Source organism: Pseudoalteromonas sp. MQS005, from assembly GCF_001661605.1.
Lineage (GTDB): Bacteria > Pseudomonadota > Gammaproteobacteria > Enterobacterales > Alteromonadaceae > Pseudoalteromonas > Pseudoalteromonas tetraodonis.
Window position 1 is genome coordinate 41152 of record NZ_LYRQ01000001.1, and the last position, 23741, is coordinate 64892.

A 23741-nucleotide genomic window follows, 5' to 3' on the forward strand; every position below is an offset into this window, starting at 1 on the left:
AAAATGAAAATAACCAAAGTTTTAACCGCTTATGCTACCCAAGATGGGGATGGCGTCAATATCCGCCGTATTCCAGGATTTGATGGTAAATATTTAGACCCATTTTTAATGATTGATGAGCTTAAATCTGATGATGAGAGTGACTATATTGGTGGTTTTCCTCCTCACCCTCATCGCGGGATCGAAACCTTTACCTATATTTTAAAAGGCGGGTTTGAACATCAAGACCAAATGGGTAACAAAAAGGCGATTCGTGCGGGTGACGTACAATGGATGAGTACCGGTAGCGGTGTTATGCACAGTGAAATGCCCCTTGCCGATGCTGAACAAGGCTTACATGGTTTTCAAATTTGGCTCAATATGCCAAGTGCTCAAAAAATGCGTGAGCCTCAATACCAAGATACCACAGAGCATCCAGCACCGAGTTTTACTAATCAACAAGGTGTTTCACTTAAAGCCTTAGCAGGGACATGGCAATTTGAATCACACCAATTGGCTGCAAGCTTACAAAATTTAGCTGCTAATGGCGCTATAGCCGATGTAGTTTTGCCTGCGGGTGAAGGGCTTAATTTACCGGCTTTAAAACAGCAAAAAGTAATGATTTATATTCATACAGGCTCATTAATATCTCAGACAGGTGACGTGTTTAATGCGGGTAAGTTACTTATATTAGAACCATTGAGTGACATTGCATTACAGGCACAGAAAGCGGCGGGGGTTCTTATTTTAGCAGGCGATCCACTTAACCAGCCAATTGCGCACATGGGACCTTTTGTAATGACCACCGAGGCTGAAATTCGCCAGGCTGTAAGCGATTATCAAAATGGTTTTTTTGGCTCATTGTCGTGATAAATCGATGCGCGAATGACTTTTAAGCAAGTAGCTTTAATAACCAAGTGTATTTTTTTATCGTGTTAGCATCACCTTTAGCAGACTCAACTACAGCGCCAGCTGCAAACGCACTGGCGAGCCCCACTTTTGTTGCTGCAAAGCGTTTGGCTCTGTATTTTATAGCTGCAAGATGCTGACGTTTTAGCTCTGATCGCATAACAACTTCTTTATCTAGCTGTTGCACGCGAGCGTTCGGTGAGTTGATCAAATAATTGATTAACATAATAGTGTGTGCCTTATAATTTAAGCAGCTGCCTTAGGCTATTTAGCGTTTTAGTAAAGCCAATTTTTTTGCTTAGATAAACGGCGTTTCGCCACAGCCAAACTAAGCATAAAATTTGTAGGCTGATCACCACTGCAATGCTCAGCCAGATAGAGCTAAACAGATCAAAGGTGGCAAAGCCTACAATACCTAAAAATCCCACCCACAATAACACCAAGCCACTGGCAAAACATCCTAGTAGAATGGTGATCAGTGCTAAGGATCTTAACGACAGCTTCCACTCAGCTGTAGCCAGCTGATGTGTCAACTTTCCTTGTTGGTGATAATCATCCTTGAGCTGCGCTGCATAATCAGCAAGCTTAGCAACATGATCTTGCCAGTCATCGGCGTGTTTTGCCGATGACGCCGAATCTGTCCCTTGTGATTCACTTGGTGTTGAGTGTTGGTTTTGCATTAGTATTACTTACGACGAAACAGTGCTGTAACTAACATACCAGCAGCAAACGCCAGACCCGCCGTTGCTAATGGGTTTTCTGATGCGAGTTGACGCGTTTTAGACGAACACTCTGCTAGTTTCTCACGAGCGGCTAACTGCTTTTCATTAAGCGTTTCAGCTGAGCTGCTTGCGCCTTTACGAACACCATTTTCAGCTACCGCCGCTTTACTTGATAATGCATCAACTGCGTCATGCGCTGCTGATGTCGCTTTATCTGTTAGCGGTGCTTCAATCTCTTGTTTTGCATCAATAGGAGTTTTGCTCTTTGTTGCCGTAGCCATAATCAATCCTTAATAGTTTTTTAAAAGTAATTGTTTAGATGCAATGATTAAACCAGTCTTTAACCTGTTGTTTTATATGAATTGTATTTTATTTACGAATTTTGAGTGGGTTTATAGCTGTAACTATTGCGACAACAGTTTGTAATTTTTACAAACTAGGACGTGTTGATCATTCGAGATTGATTTTTTCTTTGTCCACTCAGTTACAAACCTCGCGACGTGATTAAACCGCATCTAGTTTGACCAAACTCTAATTCACAAAGGTCAGCAGGGCTCAAATAAATTGTAATTATTCACTGTTTATTCATTAAGCAAATAATGCCAACGAGCTAATAAAAAGCACGATAAAAAATTTTTTACTGGCTGATCAGATTTTTTATTAAACAATTCAACCGCTTTAATCGGAGCCTTATTTTTTCAGGCTTCGCGGGGTGCTAAAGCTGGGTGACTTACTTGACAAAAAGGCTTGTCAAGCCCTAAACTGGAGCACTGTGGTAAAAAGTGGTGTTTAGTGGATCAAACTGGATCGGGTTAATCAAAAAGTTGATTAAAATAAATTTACAATAGGCTTTTTATGTTTCGTGGCGCAAGTTCACTGAGTTTGGATGATAAAGGACGTTTTGCGGTACCGACAAAGTACCGAGATACGCTATTGTCTGAAGATCAGGGAACGGTAATTTGCACAGTTGCACTCAATGAGCCTTGCCTTTGGTTATACCCTCTTGCTGAATGGCTAGAAATAGAAAGCCGTTTAGCAAAAATATCTAATATGAATCCTAGAGCACGACGGATGCAACGTATGTTGTTAGGTAATGCGACAGAATATCAGCTTGATAAAAACGGTCGAATTTTGTTGGCGCCTTCATTGCGCTCACATGCAGAACTTGGCAAAAAAATTATGCTGGTGGGTTTAATGAATAAATTTGAAATTTGGGATGAAGCACGTTGGCACGAGCAGATGCGCCAAGACACTGAGCTTGAAAGGCTCGGTGATTTTGAACCGAATGACGATTTAGATAACTTCACCCTCTAGCAGCAAAATAAAAGGCAAATAACAGCTAATGACAGCGCAATTTGAACACGTATCCGTATTAATGGACGAAACCATAGATGCACTTGCAATTAAGCCAGACGGCATATACATGGATGGTACCTTTGGACGTGGCGGACATTCAGGGCAAATATTAGCGCGCTTAGGTGAAAGCGGTCGTTTGCAGGCCATTGACCAAGATCCACAAGCGATAAAGTCTGCTGAAAAGTTTGCTGATGACCCGCGTTTTTCAATTGCTCATTCTCGTTTTTCAAAGTTATACGAGGTAGCTGAGCAAAACGATCTTATTGGTCAGGTTGATGGCATTTTACTTGATATTGGTGTGTCGTCGCCGCAGCTAGATGACGCAGCGCGTGGCTTTAGCTTTATGAAAGATGGTCCGCTTGATATGAGAATGGACCCAAGTACAGGTCGCAGCGCAGCGCAGTGGTTAGCTGAGGCTGAATTAGATGACATTACTCATGTGATCAAAAAGCTAGGTGAAGAAAAATTTGGTAAGCGCATTGCGCACAAAATTTTAGAAGTGCGTGAACACACGCCAATCACTACCACTAAGCAGCTCGCTGATTTAGTCGATGAAGCCGTACCGGTGAAAGATAAGTTTAAACACCCTGCAACGCGGACTTTCCAGGCTATTCGTATTTATATCAATAGCGAATTAGAGGAAATTCAAACGGCATTACAAGCGGCGATTAAAGTTCTTAAGCCGGGTGGTCGCTTAGTGGTTATTTCGTTTCATTCTTTAGAAGATCGCATTGTTAAACAATTTATTAAAAAACAGAGTAAGGGAGAAGCGATACCCAGAGGTCTGCCTTTAACCGACGCACAAATAAATAAAAATCTGACGTTAAAAGCAGTGGGTAAAGCTATTAAACCAAGTGCTGATGAAGTGGCGCGTAATCCACGCTCTCGCAGCTCAGTGCTAAGGATCGCACAGAGGTTGGGATGAGTAAAAAAGCGAGCTATCGCCAACCCAATTTATTTCTTGAAATAATTAAAGGCCTAGGTGCGAACAAGATCACCTTGGCCTTGTTGGTTGTGATATTCGCATCAAGCTTGAGTGTGGTGCAAGTAACTCATCTCTCTCGAGCGCAATTAATTGAGCAAGATTCGTTGCTCCAAGAGCGTGACGAATTGGATTTAGAATGGCGTTATTTTTTAGTGGAAGAAGAGTTTTATTCACAACATGCGCGCATTGAAGAAGTGGCAACGTCACAACTCGAAATGAAGCGGCCAACCAGCCAAGATGAGCAGGTAATTATATTACAATGAGAATGCGAGGCAAAAAACCAGTCAATAACCTAATAGCATGGCGCTTTATTTTAGTGTGCGCGGTGATTTTTTTAGTGTTTGTGACCTTGGTATCGCGTGCTGCGTACTTGCAAGTAATTGAACCTGATAAAGCGCGCTCTGAAAGCGATAAACGTACGGTACGGATTGAAAAACTGCATGTGCAACGCGGGATGATTTTCGATCGTAACGGTAAAGAGCTTGCCGTTAGTGTGCCTGTGGTAAGCGTGTATGCGGATCCTAAAGCCCTGCATAAATCACTGGTTAGTAAAGTACTTAGGCAAGCACGCAAAAACGGTGAAGATCAGCAAACGCTTCGTGAAAATGTTGCTGAGTTAAATAAGCGTACCGCCCTGTATTATAAAAATGATTTACGCTGGCGTGAATTGGCTGATGTGTTGCGCATTGAGCCTAGTAAAATTAACACGCGATTACTTGATGATCCTACTCGTCGCTTTGTGTATTTAAAACGCCAAGTGACTCCCGCTGTGGCTAATTACATCGGTGATTTACGCCTACCTGGTATTCATTTATTGGATGAATCAAAACGTTATTACCCTGCTGGTGAAGTAAGCGCACATGTTATTGGATTTACCAATATTGATGGTAAAGGCATTGAGGGCATAGAAAAGCTTTATGAAAACGCGTTAACCGGTGAAGAAGGTCGCCGTACCATTCGCAAAGATGCGCAAGGGCGTGAAGTTGAAGTGCTTGATGAACGCGAGCGAGTAGAGCCTGAAAGCATTCAGCTAAGTATTGATCAGCGAATTCAAGCCATTGCCTATAAAGCAGTTAAATCAGCGGTATTAACTTATAAAGCGACCTCAGGTTCTGCCATGGTAGTAGATGTTAAAACCGGTGAAGTCTTGGCCATGGTCAATAGCCCATCATTTAATCCTAACAACTTAAGCGGGGCGGCTCCTCATAAACGTCGTAACCGCGCTATTACCGATTTGTTTGAACCCGGCTCAACTGTTAAGCCTCTAGCCATTTTAGCTGGATTAGACTACGGCACAATCCAACCGGATGACAAAGTTGATACCTACCCAGGCTGGATGCGCTTAGGGGGCAGCTTAGTACAAGATACCCGTAATCATGGCGAAATGACGCTGCGCGAAATTTTAAAATACTCCAGTAATATGGGAGTAACCAAAATAAGCCAAACAGTACCCAAAGAGTACTTTGTGGGCCTGTATCAAAAAGTGGGGTTTGGCAGTGATAGTGGTACTGGCATGGTAGGCGAAAGTAGTGGCTTATTTTACCCTAATCGCCGTTGGTCAGATCACGAAATTGCAGCGCTCTCGTTTGGTTACAATATTGCCGTGAGTACCGCGCAAATGGCACGTTTTTACGCCATGTTAGGGGCAGGCGGGGTTAATCGTCCGCTTACTGTACTAAAGCAAGATTCTATACCTGAAGGTGAGCGTGTCTTTCAACAAGAAGATGTTGAAGCCGTTGTCCATATGATGGAAAGCGTATTTGAAGAAGGCGGTACCGCACGCCGCGTTAAAGTGGATGGTTACCGCGCTGCTGGTAAAACAGGCACCTCTAAAAAAGCCGCCGCAGGGGGCTATGGTGACGAATATGTAGGTTATTTTGCGGGCATTGCCCCTGCGAGTAACCCGCGATTAGCCGTTGTGGTATTAATCAACGAGCCCGGTGGAGATGTTTATTATGGCGGCGCAACAGCAGGTCCAGCGTTTGCAGAAATAATCTCTAATTCATTAAGAATTTTAAACGTTGCCCCAGACAAAGACTCGGTGGCATACGTGAAGGGCAAAGATGATGGTGCGTGATTTACACACAATTTTAAAACATTTAGAAATAGATGCAGCACGTTTAATGGTAAACGAGCTGCGTTTAGATAGCCGCGATGTAAAACCAGGTGATGTGTTTGTGGCGATAAAAGGGCACCAGTTAGATGGTGGGCACTTTATTAGTAAAGCAATTGAAAATGGTGCCAGTGCAATTATTGCCGACAGACTGTGTGAATTTGAAAGTGATTTTGAGCCGCTTTATTTAGTCTCAGAGTTGAATAAGAAACTGCCTGTATTGGCGAGTCAATTTTACCAACAACCGAGCAAGCACTTAGATTTAGTTGGCGTAACGGGCACCAATGGTAAATCGACTACCACAGCAATGATTGCTCATTTAGCGCAATTTTGTCATACCCAAGCCGCTATTATTGGTACCTTAGGTTACGGCCATCCAGATAATTTAACACCACTGCAAAATACTACGCCTTCGGCAGTCGATTTACAGCGTATTTTAAGCGACTTAAAAAATGAGCAACACCAATTGGTTGCTATGGAAGTGTCATCGCATGGTTTGGTACAGCACCGTGTTGATCAATGCTATTTTAAAGCTGCAGTGTTTACTAACTTGTCGCGCGATCACTTAGATTACCATGGCGATATGCAAAGCTATGGTGATGCTAAATTGATGCTGTTTCGTGATTTTGATGCTGATCATGTCATTCTTAATCAGGATGACGGACAAGCAGAGCAATGGATTGAAAAATACAGCTTTAATAGTCTTATTTGTTATGGCCGTAAAAACTTAGCCCCTAAAAATGCACAGTTTGTGTATTTTTCAGATGTTCAGTATTCAGCAACCGGTATTTCGGCGCAATTAACTACTAGCTGGGGTGATGTTGCCATAAAATCACCGCTGTTTGGTGAATTTAACCTTTATAATCTAACGGCTGCGTTAGCAACGCTATTAGCGCTAGGCTATCCATTAACACAGTTAGTAGCAGGATGTGAGTATTTACAGCCGGTAGCCGGCAGGATGCAAGCATTTACAGCGCCAAGTATGCCTACTTGCGTTGTTGATTACGCGCATACACCAGATGCGTTGGCTTTAGCGTTACAAGCGCTGCAGCAACATGTACCAGGTGGAGTGAGTTGTGTGTTTGGTTGTGGCGGCGACAGAGATAAAGGAAAGCGTGTACTAATGGCACAAGCTGCTGAGCAGTTTGCAGACAAAGTGATCATTACCAGTGATAACCCACGCTCTGAAGACCCTAATGACATTATTAATGATGTAGCTGCGGGATTAGAGCATCCAGAAAACGCTCATTTAGAGGCCGATCGCGGTGCCGCGATACAATTTGCTATAGATAACGCAAAAGCCGGTGAGGTTATTTTAATTGCCGGTAAAGGGCATGAAGACTATCAAATTATAGGCGATACACGCATCGATTTTTGTGACCGCCAATTTGTACAACAACAATTAAAAAAAGCAGTAAGAGGGTCTCAAGCATGATCCCGATGGATTTTGATTGGCTAGCTAATGTGCTAGCAACCGATTATCAAGGTGATAATCGCAAGGTGATAAATATAAACACCGATACCCGTACTTTATGTGATGGTGAAGTGTTTTTGGCGCTTAAGGGCCCAAATTTTGATGGCCATAAATTTATTGAACAAGCAAAACAAAAAGGCGCTATAGGCGTGATTGTCGATCACGCTGTTGATACCGATATTGCTCAATTTGTAGTTGCCGATACCCGTATTGCATTAGGCACAATTGGTACAGCAGTGATGGCGCAAGTTGCACCTAAAACTATCGCTATTACTGGCAGTGTAGGTAAAACCACAGTTAAAGAAATGTGTGCCGCTATTTTATCAAGTAAAGGGGATGTATTAGCCACTAAAGGTAATTTTAACAACGACATTGGCGTACCGTTAACTTTACTCAGATTAGAGCCACAACATCGCTTTGCGGTTATTGAATTAGGCGCTAACCACATAGGTGAAATTGCGTACACCACCGCGATGACCAAACCGGATGTAGCTGTGGTATGTAATGTTGCTGCTGCCCACTTAGAAGGCTTTGGTAGCCTGCAAGGTGTGGCACAAGCAAAAGGTGAAATTTACGACGGATTAAAAGAGGATGGCATCGCCATCGTCAATTGCGATAGTGACTTTAGTCAATATTGGCTTGATAAGTTAGCAACGCGCAATATTAAATGTTTTTCGAGTAGTGAAAAGCTCGATATTTGGGCTGAGGACATCAGCCTAGATGCACAAGCTCGCGCAAGCTTTACTTTGTGCACCAAGCAACACAGTGTGCCGGTTAAGTTAGCACTGCCAGGTAAACATAATATTAGTAACGCGCTTATTGCTGCGGCGTTAACCAGTGAGTTTGACGTGTCACTTGAGGACATTGCCAGCGCGTTAGCGACCATGGGTGAAGTTAAAGGACGGGTTAACCTAATTGAAGCCAGTGATTCACTCACCATTATCGATGATACATACAATGCCAACGTAAAGTCGGTGAAAGCTGCGATTGATTTACTTAGTGATATTCAAGGTCATCGTATTTTGGCACTCGGTGATATGGGTGAACTTGGCGAAGATGCCCGTAAATATCATCAAGAAGTCGGTGAATACGCATTAGCGCAAGGCATTGATGAGTTATTTACACTCGGAGTATTAAGTAAATGTGCCAGTGATGTATTTGGGCTGCCAAATCGCCATTTCTCTAATCGTGAGCAAATGCTGCAGCAAATTCAAAACAGCATTAGCAAAGTAGATAAAAAAATTACCCTTGTCGTGAAAGGATCACGCAGTTCTCGCATGGAGCTTTTAGTAACCGATTTAGTTAATGGCCAGCAACAAGCCATCAATGGAGTATCATCATGTTAGTTTGGCTGGCTGAGTATTTAACTCAATATTATAGTGGCTTTAATGTTTTTTCGTATTTAACCCTGCGTGCCATTTTAGGTATTTTAACCGCATTGATGATGTCGTTGTATTTTGGTCCTAAGTTAATTCGTGCGCTGCAACGCATGCAAATAGGGCAAACAGTACGTGATGATGGTCCGCAATCGCACCTATCTAAATCGGGTACACCGACCATGGGTGGCTTACTTATTTTAGGGGCTATTTTTACCAGCACATTATTATGGGCAGACTTGTCTAATAAATACGTATGGGCCACTTTATTTGTAATTGGCTCATTAGGTATTGTGGGCTTTATTGATGATTACCGTAAGGTGATCCGTAAAGATCCAAAAGGACTTATTGCAAAGTGGAAATACTTTTGGCAATCGGTAATTGCACTGGTTGTAGCCACTGCGCTTTACATGAGCAGCACACAAGCGACAGAAACATCTCTTGTTGTGCCATTTTTTAAAGATGTACTGCCACAGCTGGGGCTGTTTTATATCGTGATCACCTACTTTGCGTTGGTGGGCACGTCAAACGCGGTTAATTTAACCGACGGTCTAGACGGTTTGGCCATAGTACCTACCATTTTAGTGGCTGCAGCACTGGCCATTATTGCTTACTTAACGGGTAATATTAATTTTTCGGCTTATTTGCATATTCCGCATTTACCACTGGCGAGTGAGTTGGTTGTGGTATGTACCGCTATTGTAGGGGCTGGGTTAGGTTTTTTATGGTTTAACACGTATCCGGCGCAAGTATTTATGGGCGATGTAGGCTCATTAGCACTGGGTGGTGCATTGGGGATTATTGCCGTGCTTGTTCGCCAAGAGCTGTTACTGATTATTATGGGGGGCGTGTTTGTAATGGAAGCGCTATCTGTAATTTTACAAGTTGGCTCTTACAAATTACGTGGGCAACGCATTTTTAGAATGGCGCCTATTCATCACCATTACGAACTTAAAGGTTGGCCGGAGCCACGCGTTATTGTGCGCTTTTGGATAATTTCTATTGTGCTGGTACTCGCTGGCCTTGCGACATTAAAGATCCGATAAATGCAGTATTTAAACGAGATAAAAAATAAACACATAACAGTGCTCGGACTCGGTGTAACCGGTCTGGGCATTGTGCGTTTTTTATTATCTCAATCAATACAGCCTTATGTGGTCGATAGCAGAGAGAATCCGCCAGGTGTTGATTGGCTCAATCAGCACGCACCTCAATTAAAAACTCACTTTGGTAACCTAGAAAATGCGGCGCTCAGTGCTTGCGATATGATTATTATTAGTCCCGGGCTGGGCTTAAAAACCCCTGCGGTTGCGAAGGCAATTAACGCAGGCGTTGAAGTGATTGGTGATGTTGAGTTATTTGCGCGCATTAATAGCAAACCAGTCGTTGCTGTAACCGGCTCTAATGGTAAATCAACCGTAGTAACACTTGCCTACGAAGTATTAAAAACCGCAGGTTATAAGGTGGCACTCGGTGGCAACATTGGCACAGCGGTACTGGATTTGCTTGACGGTGACTTTGATGTATTTGTATTGGAGCTATCAAGTTTTCAGCTTGATACCACACGCAGCCTAAAAACGACTAGTGCAACCGTGCTTAATATTTCAGAAGATCATCTAGATCGTTATGATAGTTACCAAGCCTATATAGATTCAAAATTAAGTATTTATAACGGTGCTGAACACTTAGTGATTAATGTTGATGACATACAAACACACCCAGTGAGTCGCACGTTAGCACCACAACTGAGTTTTGGTGAAACACAAGGTGATTACCACTTAGCACAGCACAATAACGAAGCGCACTTTATGGTAAAGGACGAAGCTTATTTACCAGTAAGTACTTTAGCCGTTGTGGGTAAGCATAACTATTTAAATACCTTGGCAGTGATGGCGTTACTCAGCCCATTTACAATTACTAAGGCGCATTACAAAACCGCATTAGCTCAATTTAATGGCTTAGCGCACCGTTGTCAGTTTGTGGGTGAGTTTAATGACGTTAAATATTTTAATGATTCTAAAGCCACCAATGTAGGCGCAACAATTGCCGCTATTGATAGTTTAGCGGGTGAACAACAAAACTTAGTGGTTATTGCTGGTGGTGATGCAAAAGGCGCGGATTTAGAGGTGTTAAAGCCTTATATTGAAAAGCATGTAAAAGCGCTGATTTGTTTTGGTAAAGATGCCAAAGATTTAGTGGCACTGAGTGCTAAAGGTCATTTAACCAATAATATGTCTGAGGCTGTGGCGCTTGCAAAGCAATTAAGTAAATCGGGCGATACCGTTTTACTCGCCCCTGCCTGTGCCAGCATTGATATGTATAACAATTATATGCAACGCGGCGATGATTTTGTGCAATCTGTATTGCAGGGGCAGTCATGATTGCTTTTGCGGATATTAAAGAGGCTCTCACCCCTAAACCTTCAGCGCAGCTTTATGATGTGCCACTGCTTTATTGCATGCTAATGCTGATTGGTGTGGGCTTTGTGATGGTAACCAGTGCCTCAATGCCGACAGCCGATAGACTGTTTGGTAATATTTATCATTTTACTATCCGCCATGGCATTTTTTTAGGGCTATCGTTTTGTTTATTTTGCATTAGTACTCAAGTACCTATGTCGTGGTGGAAAAAAGCTAACCCCTATTTATTACTAATCGGTTTAGTACTGTTATTAGTGGTACTTATTGTAGGACGTGAAGTCAATGGTTCGACCCGCTGGATACCCGTAGGACCGTTTAATATTCAAGCCTCGGAGCTAGCTAAGTTGTTCTTTTTTAGTTATATCGCAGGCTACTTAGTACGTAAGCGCAATGAAGTTCAAGAAAACATAAAAGGCTTTGCTAAACCCATAGCGGTATTTGCAGTTTATGCAGCACTTATTTTAATGCAGCCCGATTTAGGGACTGTGGTGGTGATGTTTGTTACTACGGTTGGTTTGTTGTTTTTAGCCGGTGCCAAGCTTTGGCAGTTTTTTGCACTTATTTTAACCGGTATTGCGCTAGTGGTTGGGCTTATTGTGTTAGAGCCATATCGTATGGCCCGTGTGGTTGGCTTTTTAGAACCTTGGGATGACCCTTTTGGCAAAGGCTACCAATTAGTGCAATCACTAATGGCTTATAGTCAAGGCGATTGGTTTGGCCAAGGCCTAGGAAACAGCGTACAAAAATTACAATATTTACCAGAAGCGCACACCGACTTTATTTTTGCTGTTATTGCTGAAGAGTTAGGTTTTATGGGGGTGCTGAGCATTTTAATGGTACTCGGTACTTTAGTATTTAGAGCTTTACTCATTGGCCAAAACGCGCTTAAAAACGGCAAAGAATATGAAGGCTACTTAGCCTTAGCAATTGGTATTTGGTTTGCGTTTCAAACTATGGTTAATGTGGGCGCCAGTGCCGGTATTTTGCCAACCAAAGGATTAACCTTGCCGTTTATTTCTTATGGTGGCTCAAGTTTATTAATGATGACCATAGCAACCGGTATTTTATTACGTGTAGATTTTGAGACCAAGATGGCAACGAAACAAGCCACGTCAGGTGGAGCTAAGCGATGAGTAAAAAAATAGTCGTTGTAGCAGGGGGTACAGGTGGACATATTTTTCCAGGGATTGCCGTTGCTGATTATCTCAAACAGCAAGGTTGGCAAGTTAGCTGGATAGGCACCCCAGATAGAATGGAAGCCAGTGTCGTGCCCAAGCACAACATAGAAATTGATTTTATTGATGTAAAAGGCGTGCGAGGGAATGGTTTAAAACGCCTTATTAAAGCGCCATTCATGGTTATTAATGCAATATTGCAAGCGCGTAAGGTATTAAAACAACAACGCCCTGACGTCGTTTTAGCAATGGGGGGGTATGTAACTGGCCCAACAGGTATTGCGGCAAAAAGCCTGGGTATTCCTTTGGTGATTCACGAACAAAATGCCGTAGCAGGCATGAGTAATAGGTGGTTGGCTAAATGTGCTAATCGCGTGTTAGCGGCTTTCCCCAGTGCTTTTGCCAATGGCAAAGCAGAGCTGGTGGGTAATCCTGTGCGCCAGAGTGTGGTTGATATACCTAAGCGGGAAGTATCAAGCCCAATCAATATGCTTGTTGTGGGTGGCTCGTTAGGTGCGCAAGTACTCAACCAAACACTGCCAGAAGCATTTAAGCGCTTGAATGATACTTGTGCCATTAATATTTGGCATCAAACCGGTAAAGGGCACCTTGCTAGTGTAAGTGAAAGTTACCAGCAGCAACAAATGGGCAATGAGCAAGTGACCGTTGCTGAATTTATTGATGATATGGATACTGCTTATAGCTGGGCAGATATTGTGATTTGTCGTGCGGGTGCGCTTACGGTAAGTGAAATTGCCGCAGCGGGTAAAATGGCGGTATTTGTGCCGTTTCCACACGCGGTTGATGATCATCAAACAGCCAATGCACAGTATTTAGTAATGGCAGAAGGGGCGTTATTAATGCCACAGGGGCAATTTAATAAGCGCAGTATTGTTGAACTTTTAAGCCCCTATTTAGCCGAACCTTTATTAATAACTAAAATGGCTGCCAAAGCAAAACAGCAGGCTATTTTAGATGCCACAGCAAGCGTAGCGATGCACTGTGAGCAAGTAACAAATAAGAGAACATAAGTGAAACAGACATTAGCAAAAGAAAAATATACACGCCCAGCGATGCGCCGCATTGAAACTATTCACTTTGTAGGGATAGGCGGTGCAGGCATGGGTGGCATTGCAGAAGTACTTGCTTTTGAAGGTTACCGTATTACCGGTTCAGATATAGCTCACAGCGCAATGACTGAACGTTTAATTAAAGCCGGTGCTGAAGTATTTATTGGCCATCATGAAAATAATGTAAAAGACGCTAATGTGGTGGTGGTTTCAAGTGCAATAGATAAAACAAACCCTGAAATTCAAGCCGCGCAAGCTGCACGTATTCCGGTGGTTCGTCGAGCAGAAATGTTAGCTGAACTGATGCGCTTTCGCCACGGTATCGCCATTGCGGGCACCCATGGTAAAACGACCACAACCAGCTTAATTGCGAGCATTTATGCACAAGCCGGGCTCGATCCAACCTTTATTATTGGTGGTTTGCTTAACAGTGCTGGCAGCAATGCTAAGGTAGGTAAAAGTGACTTTTTAATCGCCGAAGCAGATGAAAGCGATGCCTCATTTTTGCACTTACAGCCTATGGTGTCGGTGATCACTAATATTGAAGAAGATCACATGGAAACCTACGGCGGTAGTTTAGAGAAAATGAAAGATACTTATGTTGAATTCATTCATAACCTGCCGTTTTACGGGTTAGCGGTGGTGTGTATTGATTCAGACGTTGCTGCTGAATTGATCCCCCGTTTTGGTCGTCCAGTGATCACTTACGGTGAGTCACACGAGGCTGATTATCGAATGAGTGACTTTAGCCAAACAGCGAACACATGCCAATTTACGGTGACTAATAAACAAGGTGAGAGTTTAACCGCCAAGCTGAATATGCCGGGTAAACATAATGCCCTTAATGCAACCGCAGCGATTGCCGTCGCTAAAGATCAAAATATTGCGAATCATGCAATTTTAGCGGCTTTAGATACTTTTGAAGGTATTGGCCGTCGTTTTCAGCACTACGGTGAATTTGAAAATGAACGCGGCAGCGTGATGCTTGTTGATGACTATGGCCATCACCCATCAGAAGTGGCCGCTACTATCACTGCAGCACGAGAAGGCTGGCCTGATAAGCGTTTAGTGATGGTGTATCAGCCGCACCGTTATACGCGTACTCGTGATTTATACGAAGATTTTGTTAAGGTATTGGCTGAGGTTGATCAGCTTTTATTACTCGATGTTTACAGTGCTGGCGAAGAGCCGATTGTTGGCGCTGATAGTAAGAGTTTATGCCGTAGTTTGCGCCAGCGTGGCAAAGAGCCATTACATGTAGCCTCAAGCTCAGAGCTTGCGGGCGTACTTGCCAACTGCATACAAAATAACGACCTAGTGCTCACACAAGGTGCGGGTAACATAGGTCAGCTTGTTAAAAATTTAGCAGCCACGAATATGTCGATAGAAAAATTAAAGCAAGGTGAAGTATGACACAGGTAAATTCCCAGTTTGGTAAAGTAGCGGTGCTGCTAGGTGGAAACTCAGCAGAGCGTGACGTGTCATTAAAATCTGGTCAAGCGGTATTAAATGCGCTGTTAGAAGTTGGCATTGATGCGATAGCGTTTGATCCACAAAATCGTTCGTTATGGGAATTAAAGTCGTTAAACGTTGATCGCGTTTTTATTGCTTTACATGGGCGTGGTGGTGAAGACGGCACGGTACAAGGTGCTCTAGAATTTATGAACCTGCCGTATACCGGCAGTAATGTTCTGGGTTCGGCACTGGCAATGGATAAAATTCGTTGTAAGCATTTGTTTAAATCGGCAGGCTTAAGCACCGCACCTTATGCCGTGGTTGATGCTAAAAAAGGCTTTGATGCCAATGCCATTATGGCGCAATTTAAAAAGGTAATGGTTAAGCCATCGCACGAGGGCTCCAGTATCGGTATGGCGCAAGCAAGCTCTGCAGAAGAACTTGAAGATGCGCTCACTAATGCATTTAAGTTCGACAGCCAAGTATTGGTAGAGCAGTGGATCACGGGTCGTGAATTTACCATTACGGTCTTGGGTGATGAAGTACAACCTGTGATTGAAATGAGCACCCCAAACGGATTTTATGACTACCAAGCTAAATATCAGTCAAGTAGTACGCAATATCATTGCCCTGCTGATTTATCACCATCGGATACTCAAAAATTACAAGCGATGGCGCTTGATGCGTTTGATTTAGTAGGTGCAAGTGGCTGGGGACGAGTCGATGCGATGCAAGATGAACAAGGACATTTTTACTTACTAGAAGTGAATACCGTACCAGGCATGACAGAAAAATCATTGGTGCCAATGGCAGCAAAAGCCAACGGGGCAAGTTTTGAGCAATTAGTTGTTCGCATTTTGGAGCAAACCCTTTAATATGCATCCCTTTTTAGAGAAAGCGCAGCAACTAAAACAGCAACTTAACTGGTCGCTGATTTTTGGAGTGAGTTTTTTTCTAGCCGTGGTGATAGGGTTAATTGAAATAACCAGTGGGGTTTCGCACTGGTTAGTTGAAAATAAAGATGCACAAATTAAGCATTTAACGGTGCTGGGGAACCCTAAGTACACCGATGAAAAAGCAATAACAGCGGCAATAAAAAAAGCAGATTTAAGCAGTTTTTTTGAGCTAAACGTAAAGCAAGTTCAGCATTTAGTACAAGAGCTGCCTTGGGTTGCAACGGTATCGGTAAGAAAGCAATGGCCTGATACCATTCAAGTTTACGTGGTAGAACATCAAGCGGTTGCTCACTGGAATAGTGACTTGCTGATTAATCAAAGCGGTGACGCGTTTGAAGCAAAAAGTGATAAATTAAGTGCCACTTTACCCCAACTATATGGGCCAGAGGGCAGTGAAAAAGAAGCATGGGTAGCGTTTAAACAGTTTGATGAAATGCTCAAAGTCAATGCATTAACGCTCAATAGCCTTGCGCTATCTGAGCGGTTTTCGTGGCAACTTTGGTTAGATAACGGTGTGCGTTTAAATTTAGGACGCAAAGATAAAGCCAAACGTGTACAACGTTTTATAGACGTTTATTCACGTATAGAAAAACGTGCTGATGCACAGATAGATGCAATTGATTTACGCTACGATACCGGCCTTGCAGTGAGCTATAAGCCACTGCAAGAACAGCAATTATAATAAAGAGTAAGGCATGACTAAGTCAGCAGAAAGAAACCTAGTGATTGGATTAGACGTTGGCACTTCTAAAGTAGTGGCCACGGTAGGTGAAATCACCACAGATAACAAGCTCAGCATTGTTGGCGTGGGGAGCCAAGTATCTCATGGAATGGATAAAGGCGGTGTTAACGATTTAAATTTAGTGTCTGAGTCTATTCGCCGCGCTATAGATGAAGCCGAATTGATGGCTGATTGTCGTATTAGCTCGGTTTATTTGGGTATTTCTGGCAAGCATATTCAGTGTCAGAACGAAAGCGGTGTTGTGGCTATTAATAACACCGAAGTAACCGATGAAGACATTGAAAATGTAATACACATTGCTCGTTCAGTGCCAATTTCAGCTGAACGCAAAATGTTGCATGCTTTGCCGCAAGAGTACAGCATTGACATGCAAGAGGGGATTAAAAACCCACTCGGCATGAGCGGTGTGCGCATGGAAGCACGCGCGCACATTATTACCTGCTCCAACGACATGGCTAAAAATATAGAAAAATGTGTTGAACGTTGCGGGCTTGAAGTTGACCAACTTATATTCACAGCGCTTGCTTCGTGTTATTCCGTACTGACGGATGACGAAAAAGAGTTAGGTGTTGCGGTGCTTGATATTGGTGGTGGTACTATGGATATCACTATTTATATTAATGGTGCGCTGCGTCATTCGGCGGTTATTCCGGTGGCAGGTAACCAAGTAACCGGTGATATTGCAAAAATATTTCGTACACCTATATCACATGCTGAGTCACTCAAAGTACAATATGCCTGCGCAAGTAGCCAAATGGCGAGCAGCGAAGACACGATTGAAGTGCCAAGCGTAGGTGGGCGACCAGCAAGACTGATGTCTAGGCACACGTTATCAGAAGTGGTTGAGCCACGTTTTAGAGAATTATTTGAACTGGCGATGGAAGAAATTCGTCGTTCAGGATTAGAAGACCAAATTGCAGCAGGTCTCGTCATTACTGGCGGAACTGCTAAAATGACTGGCGCAATGGAAGTGGCTGAAGATATTTTTCAGATGCCAGTAAGAATAGGTAAACCAATTGGTGTAGTAGGTTTAACTGATTATGTTGATGATCCATCGTACGCAACCGCTGTAGGTTTGTTACAATACGGGCGTACTATGCAGTCGATGAATGCACAAAAGTCGAAAGCGGATGATAATAATAATTGGTGGAACCGCATCACAAAATGGTTTCAAGGCGAGTTTTAGTACTCAAGTCGGAGAGTAAATATGTTTGATATAATGGAACAACACAGCGAAGAAGCTGTAATAAAAGTAATCGGTGTTGGTGGCGGTGGCGGTAACGCAGTTGAGCACATGGTAAAACAACAAATAGAAGGTGTTCGTTTTATTGCAGCGAATACGGATGCACAAGCATTACGTAATTCAGCCGCTGATGTAACGGTACAATTAGGTACGCAAATAACCTCTGGGTTAGGTGCGGGTGCAAACCCTGAAGTAGGCCGTCAGTCGGCTGAAGAAGACGCAGAAACGATTCGTGCCAGCCTTGAAGGCGCCGATATGGTATTTATAGCGGCAGGTATGGGCGGCGGTACAGGGACCGGAGCAGCGCCAGTCGTGGCTAAAATTGCTAAAGAGCTGGGCATTCTAACCGTGGCAGTTGTAACGCGTCCATTTGATTTTGAAGGTAAAAAACGTGCTGCTGCTGCAGAGCAGGGGATTAGCGAATTGTCTGAAATCGTGGACTCGTTAATTACTATTCCAAATAACAAATTACTAAAAGTATTAGGTAAAGGGACAACTTTACTGGATGCGTTTGCTAAAGCAAATGACGTATTATTTGGTGCGGTACAGGGTATTGCTGAGCTAATCACACGCTCGGGTCTAATTAACGTGGATTTCGCCGACGTACGTACTGTTATGTCTGCAATGGGTACAGCCATGATGGGGACTGCATCTGCCTCGGGTCCTGATCGTGCACAAGAAGCAGCAGAAGCGGCTATTTCAAGCCCATTACTAGAGGACGTTGATTTAACCGGTGCTAAAGGTATCTTGGTTAATATTACTGCCGGCATGGATATCGCGATTGAAGAATTTGAAATCGTGGGTAATCACGTTAAGGCGCTAGCGTCTGAAAACGCAACGGTGGTTGTGGGTGCGGTAATCGACCCTGAAATGACAGACGAGCTACGTGTAACGGTTGTTGCAACTGGCTTAGGCGGCGATCGTCGTCCGCAGTTTGGTATTGTAGATAACGGCTTTAAAAAAGCATCAGGTTCTGATGTAGCCAGTTCAAGCACGCAAACGAGCAGCAGCATGTATGTACCTAGCTTTGCAAGCCAAGGCACAAGCACGACTGAAGAGCCTGCCACGACATCGCAAACAGAATCAAAAGAGCAAAGCACATCGACGAGCTCTTCAAGTTCTTCAGCGAATACGTCGTCAAGTAGTGCTAAGAAAACAGATAAATCTGAAGGTGGCGATTATTTCGACATCCCTGCTTTTTTACGTAAACAAGCAGATTAATAAAAAACAGTACTTTTGTGCGAAATGTGAACGAATATTGTAGTTATACCGTATTTATGCTACACTCCGTCGTCTAACTGTAATATATACTAAAGTGAGCGAACCTATGATTAAACAGCGTACGATTGCACAAGTAGTCAAAGCCATAGGAATTGGACTTCATAAAGGTGAGAAGGTCACAATAACTCTCCGACCTGCGAGCGCAAATACTGGGATTGTATTTCGTCGTGTCGACCTTGATCCGGTTGTTGATTTTGAAACAACACCTGAAGCCGTTGGTGATACGCAATTGTGTACCTGTTTAATTAACAAAGATGGCGTTCGCTTATCGACTACTGAGCACTTAATTGCGGCGGTTGCGGCAATGGGAATCGACAATTTAATTGTTGAACTTGATAGCTCAGAAGTACCAATAATGGATGGTAGTGCATTGCCATTCATTTATTTATTACAAAAAGGCGGCATTGAAGAGCAAAATGTTGCAAAACGCTTTATTCGTATTAAAGAAAAAGTACGTATTGAAGAAGGTGATAAATGGGCCGAAGTAGAACCTTACGACGGATTCCACATCGATTTCGAAATTGCCTTCGATCACCCTGCAATCAATGAAAGCCGCCAACGTGTTGGTTTAGATATTACGGCACAAAGCTTTACTGAAGAGATAAGCCGTGCGCGTACTTTTGGCTTTATGAAAGACATTGAATACATGCATGCGAACAACCTAGCACTAGGGGGCAGCATGGATAGCGCAGTGGTACTTGATGAATTTAAAGTTTTAAATCCGAACGGTTTGCGTTACGCAGACGAGTTCGTTAAGCATAAGATTCTAGACTGTGTAGGTGACATGTTTATGACAGGTCACAACCTTTTAGGCAAAGTAACCGCATTTAAATCAGGTCATGATTTAAATAATAAGTTACTACGCAAAATTATGGCAACTGAGTCAGCATGGGAGTGGGCAACCTTTGAAACGCCTGTGACGATGCCTGCACCCGGCCTTGAGCTAGCTAACGCCTAATTAGTTAATCACTTATATACAGTTATAAAAAATGACGCTTATTAGCGTCATTTTTTTTGTTTGTTAATTAGCTAAACAGCTAAATTACACTCAGGCTTTTATTATCAAAGTCCTAATATAGTTTGCAACTGTTTAAGCTGGGTTACCTGATATGTTGGTTTAATTCCCTCAGGCAAGTTCACGCCAGGATGTTGCAGCCAACAAGTGTCAATTCCCACATTTTGACCGCCAAGAATATCACTGCTGGCGGTATCACCGACCATTAAAATTTGCTCTTTCGGTGGATTACCCATTAAGTTAAAGGTGTGCTCAAATATCTCTTTTGCAGGTTTAGCAATGCCGACTTGCTCAGAAATAACTAACCAGTCAAACATATCTTGCAGCCCTGTATGCGCTAGGCGACGTGCTTGTAACTGAGAAAAACCATTGGTAATAATGCCCAGCTTGGCATGGGGTTTAAGGGCATTTAATAATTCAACGGCGCCGGGTAAAGGCATACAAATTTCGGCCATTGCTGATAAAAAATCATCATTGAGCTGTTGAGCTGGCACATCTAGTTTATTTGCCAGTTCGCTAAAACGAGTTACTTGTAAGTGACTTGAGGTGATCTCGTTGTTTTGATAAGCAATCCATAATGACTTATTGGTGTTTTGATAATGGGCATAATCTGCCTCGGTAAAATCCATGTCATAGGTTGCTAGCATGTTTTTAAGGCCAGCAAAGGCATTAAAGCTAAATAAGGTTTCGTCGGCATCAAATAATACGTAGTTATACTTCATTAAAACATCCGTTATTGATTATATAGAGTGGGATTAAGAAAAGGCGCCATGGCGAGTGTCAGCGCTTGAGTATAGGTACTTTCTCGTGTTGCATGATGATCAGTTAACAAGCCAATAGCACCCCCTTGCTGTTTAATATTGGTGGTATTAAAGGCTTTATCCATCACGTCACCAAGCTCTTCACCTTGAAGCAATGCTTTATAAAACACAGTGGGCAGGGGTAAGTTACTGCTTCGGCCTGTAACTTGCTGTGCGCCATTATCAATAACTACATAGGCAAAGGTTGCCGCACCATAACTAAATTGCGCTGCACCACCTTCCATCGCCACATAGTAGTCTGCCTGATAGTGGTTTTTACAGTAATTAACGCGATTTTGTGCCCCTAAGCAGGTTTGCTCTTCACCTAAGGGTTGATCGGGTACCTCTGAGGGCGCGTGAACACCACTACATTCGATTACACGCTCAGGAAAATACATCGCAAAAATATGTTTAGCGGCATTGATTTTTACTGGGTTTTTAGACCCAACAATAATTTTAATTGATTGCGACATATTAAACTCGTCATACTTAAAATCAGCAGTGTACGTGAGTTAGGGTTCACAAAAAAGAGTCTAAATAGGAATTTCAGGCGGGGCTAACTTTGCTAAGGCGCGTTTTTTCAAAATAATATCTTTTATTAGAGGCGTGAGCACCAGTTCCATCGCGAGACCCATTTTACCACCAGGCACCACTAAGGTGTTTATACGTGACATAAAACTGCCTTCAATCATCCGCAAATAATACGGAAAATCAACATCATCAATCCCCCTAAAGCGAATCACAACAAAGCTTTCATCAAGGGAGGGGATATCTTTAGCGCTAAATGGGTTGGAAGTATCAACGGTGGGGACTCGCTGAAAGTTAATATGGGTACGAGAAAATTGCGGCGTTATATGATTAATGTAGTCATCCATACTGCGCACAATAGAGTCCATGACTTTTTCACGAGAGTGGCCGCGTTCTGAGGTGTCGCGAATGAGCTTTTGGATCCATTCAAGGTTAATAATAGGCACCATGCCTATGAGTAAATCAACATGTTTAGCAACATCATGATCTTCATCAACTACACCGCCATGTAGACCTTCGTAAAACATCAGATCTGTATTTTGCTCAAGCTCTTGCCATGGGGTAAATGTCCCAGGTAACTGGTTATAAGGCACGGCTTCATCAAAGGTGTGTAAATAACGACGAAGTTTTCCTTCGCCGGTTTCACCGTATTTAGTAAATAAGTCTTCTAAGGCGCCAAAGTCGTTAGCTTCTCGGCCAAAATAGCTAATGTGTTTACTTTCTTGCTGTGCTTCACGAATTTTTTTGTCCATTTCAGGACGTGTATAACGATGAAAGCTATCACCTTCGATAAATGCCGCATTGATGTCGAGGCTGCGGAAAATATGCTTCACGGCATTGGTGGTGGTTGTAGTGCCTGCTCCAGATGAGCCGGTGATTGCAATAATAGGGTGTTTAGCTGACATGTTTGTTCTCTTTTTTATGACCCGTTAGTTATAAAGACCTTACTAAGCTAGGTCAAGTGACGTCATCAGTAAATAACGTTATCATGAGGTGCTTAAAATTAAAACGAGAGAAAGCATGAAACTGATCAAACCGTTGTTAGGGCTAATAACAATTAATGCTTTAACATTGGGCGTTGCCCAGGCAAATATGCCTAAAAGCCAAATTTTGCTCGCCGATTTAAATACTCCACATGGTATACGTGTAAGCATTGTTAGTGATAAAACCAGCTACAACAATCAGCCCCACTTAACCGATACGGGCCTTTATTATACGCGTGAGGTAATCAGTAATAATCAAAGCCAAACTGATATTGCGCTTTACGATTTATCATCAAAACAAACCTCCATGATCACCAATACAGCTGTAAGTGAGTATTCGCCAACAGTAACACCGAGTGGTGATAGTTTATCTGCTATCGTGGTTGAAGAAGATGGCAAACAAAAGTTATGGCAATATCCGCTGAGCACAGAGCAGGCGCCAAGTCGTATTTTTGATTGGATTGAACCTGTAGGCTATCACGCTTGGGGAAGTAACAACGATTTAGTGATGTTTATTTTAGGCGAACCACACACTTTGCAATATACCTCGGTTGCTGCGGCAAAAGGTGAGGTGGTAGCAAGCGATATTGGTCGCACGCTTATTTATAATAAAGCGCAGGCTGAGTTTTTATTTAGCCATAGTAAACACGGGCAGCATCACTTAGCGCGTTTTGATCCACAAACTAAGCAAGTTACCGATATACTTAGACTGCCAAACCAAGTACAAGATTTCATCTTAAAAGATGAAAATACCATTGCTTACGCAATTAAAAACCGTGTTTACCAGCGTAAGTTAACACGCGGCTCTGCTATATCGCAGTGGCTTGATTTAAGCCAATATTGCGATACTGAAATTAGTCGGTTGAGTTATAGAAATCAGCAATTAGCTTTTGTGTGTAGTGAATAAATAAATTTCGGACTTTCACTCATGCATGAGTTAGTCTAGGGTCTGTTGACCTTTGCGGATTACAATTTGTTCAAACTAGGGGCGGTTTAATCGCGGCGCGAGGTTTGTAACCTAGTGGGCTAAGTCAAAACTGAGCAACAAAGAGTAAATCGCCCCTAGGCAGAACCCGAAGGGCAGTGCCTGTTTGGCATTGATGCTGCGTTATCGCCTATTTATGGGGAATAACCACATTACATATGCTTTACCTTGGCT

24 protein-coding genes are annotated in these 23741 nt (G+C 42.9%); 18 read left to right on the forward strand and 6 right to left on the reverse strand.

Annotation, left to right across the window (positions count from 1 at the left end):
- Nucleotides 1–3 precede the first annotated feature (3 nt).
- Nucleotides 4–849: a pirin family protein gene (locus A9479_RS00230; RefSeq protein WP_036955988.1), complete on the forward strand. Its 846-nt coding sequence runs from the start codon at nucleotides 4–6 to the stop codon at nucleotides 847–849.
- 22 nt (nucleotides 850–871) lie between these two features.
- Here A9479_RS00230 and A9479_RS00235 read toward each other — a convergent pair whose 3' ends face one another.
- The 3 genes from A9479_RS00235 to A9479_RS00245 are packed head-to-tail and all read right to left on the reverse strand — an operon-like array spanning nucleotide 872 to nucleotide 1891.
- Nucleotides 872–1114, reverse strand: a complete 243-nt coding sequence (locus tag A9479_RS00235) for a hypothetical protein (protein ID WP_008110702.1) — start codon at nucleotides 1112–1114, stop codon at nucleotides 872–874.
- A gap of 13 nt (nucleotides 1115–1127) precedes the next feature.
- A complete protein-coding gene (locus A9479_RS00240; protein ID WP_036955990.1) occupies nucleotides 1128–1568 on the reverse strand; it encodes a hypothetical protein in 441 nt (146 codons plus the stop codon).
- Nucleotides 1569–1573: 5 nt separating this feature from the next.
- Entirely contained in the window at nucleotides 1574–1891 is a 318-nt protein-coding gene (locus A9479_RS00245) for a hypothetical protein (protein ID WP_013464052.1), read from the reverse strand.
- Between the two features lie 574 nt (nucleotides 1892–2465).
- Here A9479_RS00245 and mraZ point away from each other — a divergent pair.
- The 16 genes from mraZ (at nucleotide 2466) to lpxC (ending at nucleotide 20214) form a co-directional block, all read left to right on the forward strand.
- A complete protein-coding gene (gene mraZ / locus A9479_RS00250; RefSeq protein WP_008110699.1) occupies nucleotides 2466–2924 on the forward strand; it encodes a division/cell wall cluster transcriptional repressor MraZ in 459 nt (152 codons plus the stop codon).
- A 28-nt stretch (nucleotides 2925–2952) separates the two neighbouring features.
- On the forward strand, nucleotides 2953–3891 hold the full coding sequence (gene rsmH, locus A9479_RS00255; RefSeq protein ID WP_008110698.1) for a 16S rRNA (cytosine(1402)-N(4))-methyltransferase RsmH: 939 nt from the start codon (nucleotides 2953–2955) through the stop codon (nucleotides 3889–3891).
- On the forward strand, nucleotides 3888–4214 hold the full coding sequence (gene ftsL / locus A9479_RS00260) for a cell division protein FtsL (RefSeq protein ID WP_008110697.1): 327 nt from the start codon (nucleotides 3888–3890) through the stop codon (nucleotides 4212–4214). The genes rsmH and ftsL overlap by 4 nt, the downstream gene beginning before the upstream one ends.
- The gene (locus A9479_RS00265; RefSeq protein ID WP_013464053.1) at nucleotides 4211–6028 is read left to right on the forward strand and encodes a peptidoglycan glycosyltransferase FtsI; all 1818 of its coding nucleotides are present in this window, start codon (nucleotides 4211–4213) and stop codon (nucleotides 6026–6028) included. The genes ftsL and A9479_RS00265 overlap by 4 nt, the downstream gene beginning before the upstream one ends.
- Nucleotides 6021–7499, forward strand: coding sequence for a UDP-N-acetylmuramoyl-L-alanyl-D-glutamate--2,6-diaminopimelate ligase (gene murE / locus A9479_RS00270; protein ID WP_013464054.1), 1479 nt, complete (start codon nucleotides 6021–6023; stop codon nucleotides 7497–7499). The genes A9479_RS00265 and murE overlap by 8 nt, the downstream gene beginning before the upstream one ends.
- Nucleotides 7496–8884: a UDP-N-acetylmuramoyl-tripeptide--D-alanyl-D-alanine ligase gene (gene murF / locus A9479_RS00275; RefSeq protein WP_008110694.1), complete on the forward strand. Its 1389-nt coding sequence runs from the start codon at nucleotides 7496–7498 to the stop codon at nucleotides 8882–8884. The genes murE and murF overlap by 4 nt, the downstream gene beginning before the upstream one ends.
- On the forward strand, nucleotides 8878–9960 hold the full coding sequence (gene mraY / locus A9479_RS00280; protein WP_008110692.1) for a phospho-N-acetylmuramoyl-pentapeptide-transferase: 1083 nt from the start codon (nucleotides 8878–8880) through the stop codon (nucleotides 9958–9960). Before murF ends, mraY begins: the two co-directional genes overlap by 7 nt.
- Complete coding sequence (gene murD, locus A9479_RS00285) at nucleotides 9961–11295, forward strand: UDP-N-acetylmuramoyl-L-alanine--D-glutamate ligase (protein ID WP_013464055.1); 1335 nt, start codon at nucleotides 9961–9963, stop codon at nucleotides 11293–11295.
- A complete protein-coding gene (gene ftsW, locus A9479_RS00290; protein ID WP_008465286.1) occupies nucleotides 11292–12467 on the forward strand; it encodes a cell division protein FtsW in 1176 nt (391 codons plus the stop codon). Before murD ends, ftsW begins: the two co-directional genes overlap by 4 nt.
- A complete protein-coding gene (murG, locus tag A9479_RS00295) occupies nucleotides 12464–13540 on the forward strand; it encodes an undecaprenyldiphospho-muramoylpentapeptide beta-N-acetylglucosaminyltransferase (protein WP_064662406.1) in 1077 nt (358 codons plus the stop codon). The genes ftsW and murG overlap by 4 nt, the downstream gene beginning before the upstream one ends.
- A 42-nt stretch (nucleotides 13541–13582) precedes the next feature.
- Nucleotides 13583–14992: a UDP-N-acetylmuramate--L-alanine ligase gene (gene murC / locus A9479_RS00300; RefSeq protein ID WP_231893535.1), complete on the forward strand. Its 1410-nt coding sequence runs from the start codon at nucleotides 13583–13585 to the stop codon at nucleotides 14990–14992.
- Nucleotides 14989–15909 (forward strand): D-alanine--D-alanine ligase, encoded by a 921-nt coding sequence (locus A9479_RS00305; RefSeq protein WP_064662408.1) that lies wholly within the window; start codon nucleotides 14989–14991, stop codon nucleotides 15907–15909. The genes murC and A9479_RS00305 overlap by 4 nt, the downstream gene beginning before the upstream one ends.
- 1 nt (nucleotide 15910) lies before the next feature.
- A complete protein-coding gene (locus A9479_RS00310; protein ID WP_064662409.1) occupies nucleotides 15911–16672 on the forward strand; it encodes a cell division protein FtsQ/DivIB in 762 nt (253 codons plus the stop codon).
- A 13-nt stretch (nucleotides 16673–16685) separates the two neighbouring features.
- Nucleotides 16686–17918 (forward strand): cell division protein FtsA, encoded by a 1233-nt coding sequence (gene ftsA, locus A9479_RS00315; RefSeq protein ID WP_013464060.1) that lies wholly within the window; start codon nucleotides 16686–16688, stop codon nucleotides 17916–17918.
- Nucleotides 17919–17939: 21 nt separating this feature from the next.
- On the forward strand, nucleotides 17940–19196 hold the full coding sequence (ftsZ, locus tag A9479_RS00320) for a cell division protein FtsZ (protein ID WP_013464061.1): 1257 nt from the start codon (nucleotides 17940–17942) through the stop codon (nucleotides 19194–19196).
- Nucleotides 19197–19302: 106 nt separating this feature from the next.
- Nucleotides 19303–20214, forward strand: coding sequence for a UDP-3-O-acyl-N-acetylglucosamine deacetylase (gene lpxC / locus A9479_RS00325; RefSeq protein ID WP_013464062.1), 912 nt, complete (start codon nucleotides 19303–19305; stop codon nucleotides 20212–20214).
- Between the two features lie 104 nt (nucleotides 20215–20318).
- Here lpxC and yjjG read toward each other — a convergent pair whose 3' ends face one another.
- The 3 genes from yjjG to A9479_RS00340 are packed head-to-tail and all read right to left on the reverse strand — an operon-like array spanning nucleotide 20319 to nucleotide 22504.
- Complete coding sequence (gene yjjG / locus A9479_RS00330) at nucleotides 20319–20993, reverse strand: pyrimidine 5'-nucleotidase (RefSeq protein WP_013464063.1); 675 nt, start codon at nucleotides 20991–20993, stop codon at nucleotides 20319–20321.
- An 11-nt stretch (nucleotides 20994–21004) separates the two neighbouring features.
- The gene (gene yjjX / locus A9479_RS00335) at nucleotides 21005–21544 is read right to left on the reverse strand and encodes an inosine/xanthosine triphosphatase (protein ID WP_024601200.1); all 540 of its coding nucleotides are present in this window, start codon (nucleotides 21542–21544) and stop codon (nucleotides 21005–21007) included.
- 60 nt (nucleotides 21545–21604) lie between these two features.
- Nucleotides 21605–22504, reverse strand: coding sequence for a phosphoribulokinase (locus A9479_RS00340; RefSeq protein WP_008114793.1), 900 nt, complete (start codon nucleotides 22502–22504; stop codon nucleotides 21605–21607).
- Between the two features lie 115 nt (nucleotides 22505–22619).
- Between A9479_RS00340 and A9479_RS00345 the strand changes: the two genes are divergently transcribed.
- Nucleotides 22620–23489 carry a hypothetical protein gene (locus A9479_RS00345; protein WP_064662410.1) on the forward strand — a complete coding sequence of 290 codons (870 nt, stop codon included), beginning with the start codon at nucleotides 22620–22622 and terminating at the stop codon, nucleotides 23487–23489.
- Nucleotides 23490–23741: the final 252 nt, after the last annotated feature.

What these genes read in the sequence shown, in the direction of transcription:
- A9479_RS00245 (WP_013464052.1), bottom strand. Translation starts at nt 1,891, where the DNA reads ATGGCTACGGCAACAAAGAGCAAAACTCCTATTGATGCAAAACAAGAG.
- A9479_RS00265 (WP_013464053.1), top strand. Translation starts at nt 4,211, where the DNA reads ATGAGAATGCGAGGCAAAAAACCAGTCAATAACCTAATAGCATGGCGC.
- ftsA (WP_013464060.1), top strand. Translation starts at nt 16,686, where the DNA reads ATGACTAAGTCAGCAGAAAGAAACCTAGTGATTGGATTAGACGTTGGC.
- murC (WP_231893535.1), top strand. Translation starts at nt 13,583, where the DNA reads ATGCGCCGCATTGAAACTATTCACTTTGTAGGGATAGGCGGTGCAGGC.
- lpxC (WP_013464062.1), top strand. Translation starts at nt 19,303, where the DNA reads ATGATTAAACAGCGTACGATTGCACAAGTAGTCAAAGCCATAGGAATT.
- murF (WP_008110694.1), top strand. Translation starts at nt 7,496, where the DNA reads ATGATCCCGATGGATTTTGATTGGCTAGCTAATGTGCTAGCAACCGAT.
- A9479_RS00235 (WP_008110702.1), bottom strand. Translation starts at nt 1,114, where the DNA reads ATGTTAATCAATTATTTGATCAACTCACCGAACGCTCGCGTGCAACAG.
- ftsZ (WP_013464061.1), top strand. Translation starts at nt 17,940, where the DNA reads ATGTTTGATATAATGGAACAACACAGCGAAGAAGCTGTAATAAAAGTA.
- yjjG (WP_013464063.1), bottom strand. Translation starts at nt 20,993, where the DNA reads ATGAAGTATAACTACGTATTATTTGATGCCGACGAAACCTTATTTAGC.
- rsmH (WP_008110698.1), top strand. Translation starts at nt 2,953, where the DNA reads ATGACAGCGCAATTTGAACACGTATCCGTATTAATGGACGAAACCATA.
- mraY (WP_008110692.1), top strand. Translation starts at nt 8,878, where the DNA reads ATGTTAGTTTGGCTGGCTGAGTATTTAACTCAATATTATAGTGGCTTT.
- A9479_RS00340 (WP_008114793.1), bottom strand. Translation starts at nt 22,504, where the DNA reads ATGTCAGCTAAACACCCTATTATTGCAATCACCGGCTCATCTGGAGCA.
- mraZ (WP_008110699.1), top strand. Translation starts at nt 2,466, where the DNA reads ATGTTTCGTGGCGCAAGTTCACTGAGTTTGGATGATAAAGGACGTTTT.
- ftsL (WP_008110697.1), top strand. Translation starts at nt 3,888, where the DNA reads ATGAGTAAAAAAGCGAGCTATCGCCAACCCAATTTATTTCTTGAAATA.
- murD (WP_013464055.1), top strand. Translation starts at nt 9,961, where the DNA reads ATGCAGTATTTAAACGAGATAAAAAATAAACACATAACAGTGCTCGGA.
- ftsW (WP_008465286.1), top strand. Translation starts at nt 11,292, where the DNA reads ATGATTGCTTTTGCGGATATTAAAGAGGCTCTCACCCCTAAACCTTCA.
- yjjX (WP_024601200.1), bottom strand. Translation starts at nt 21,544, where the DNA reads ATGTCGCAATCAATTAAAATTATTGTTGGGTCTAAAAACCCAGTAAAA.
- A9479_RS00305 (WP_064662408.1), top strand. Translation starts at nt 14,989, where the DNA reads ATGACACAGGTAAATTCCCAGTTTGGTAAAGTAGCGGTGCTGCTAGGT.
- A9479_RS00240 (WP_036955990.1), bottom strand. Translation starts at nt 1,568, where the DNA reads ATGCAAAACCAACACTCAACACCAAGTGAATCACAAGGGACAGATTCG.
- A9479_RS00230 (WP_036955988.1), top strand. Translation starts at nt 4, where the DNA reads ATGAAAATAACCAAAGTTTTAACCGCTTATGCTACCCAAGATGGGGAT.
- murG (WP_064662406.1), top strand. Translation starts at nt 12,464, where the DNA reads ATGAGTAAAAAAATAGTCGTTGTAGCAGGGGGTACAGGTGGACATATT.
- A9479_RS00310 (WP_064662409.1), top strand. Translation starts at nt 15,911, where the DNA reads ATGCATCCCTTTTTAGAGAAAGCGCAGCAACTAAAACAGCAACTTAAC.
- A9479_RS00345 (WP_064662410.1), top strand. Translation starts at nt 22,620, where the DNA reads ATGAAACTGATCAAACCGTTGTTAGGGCTAATAACAATTAATGCTTTA.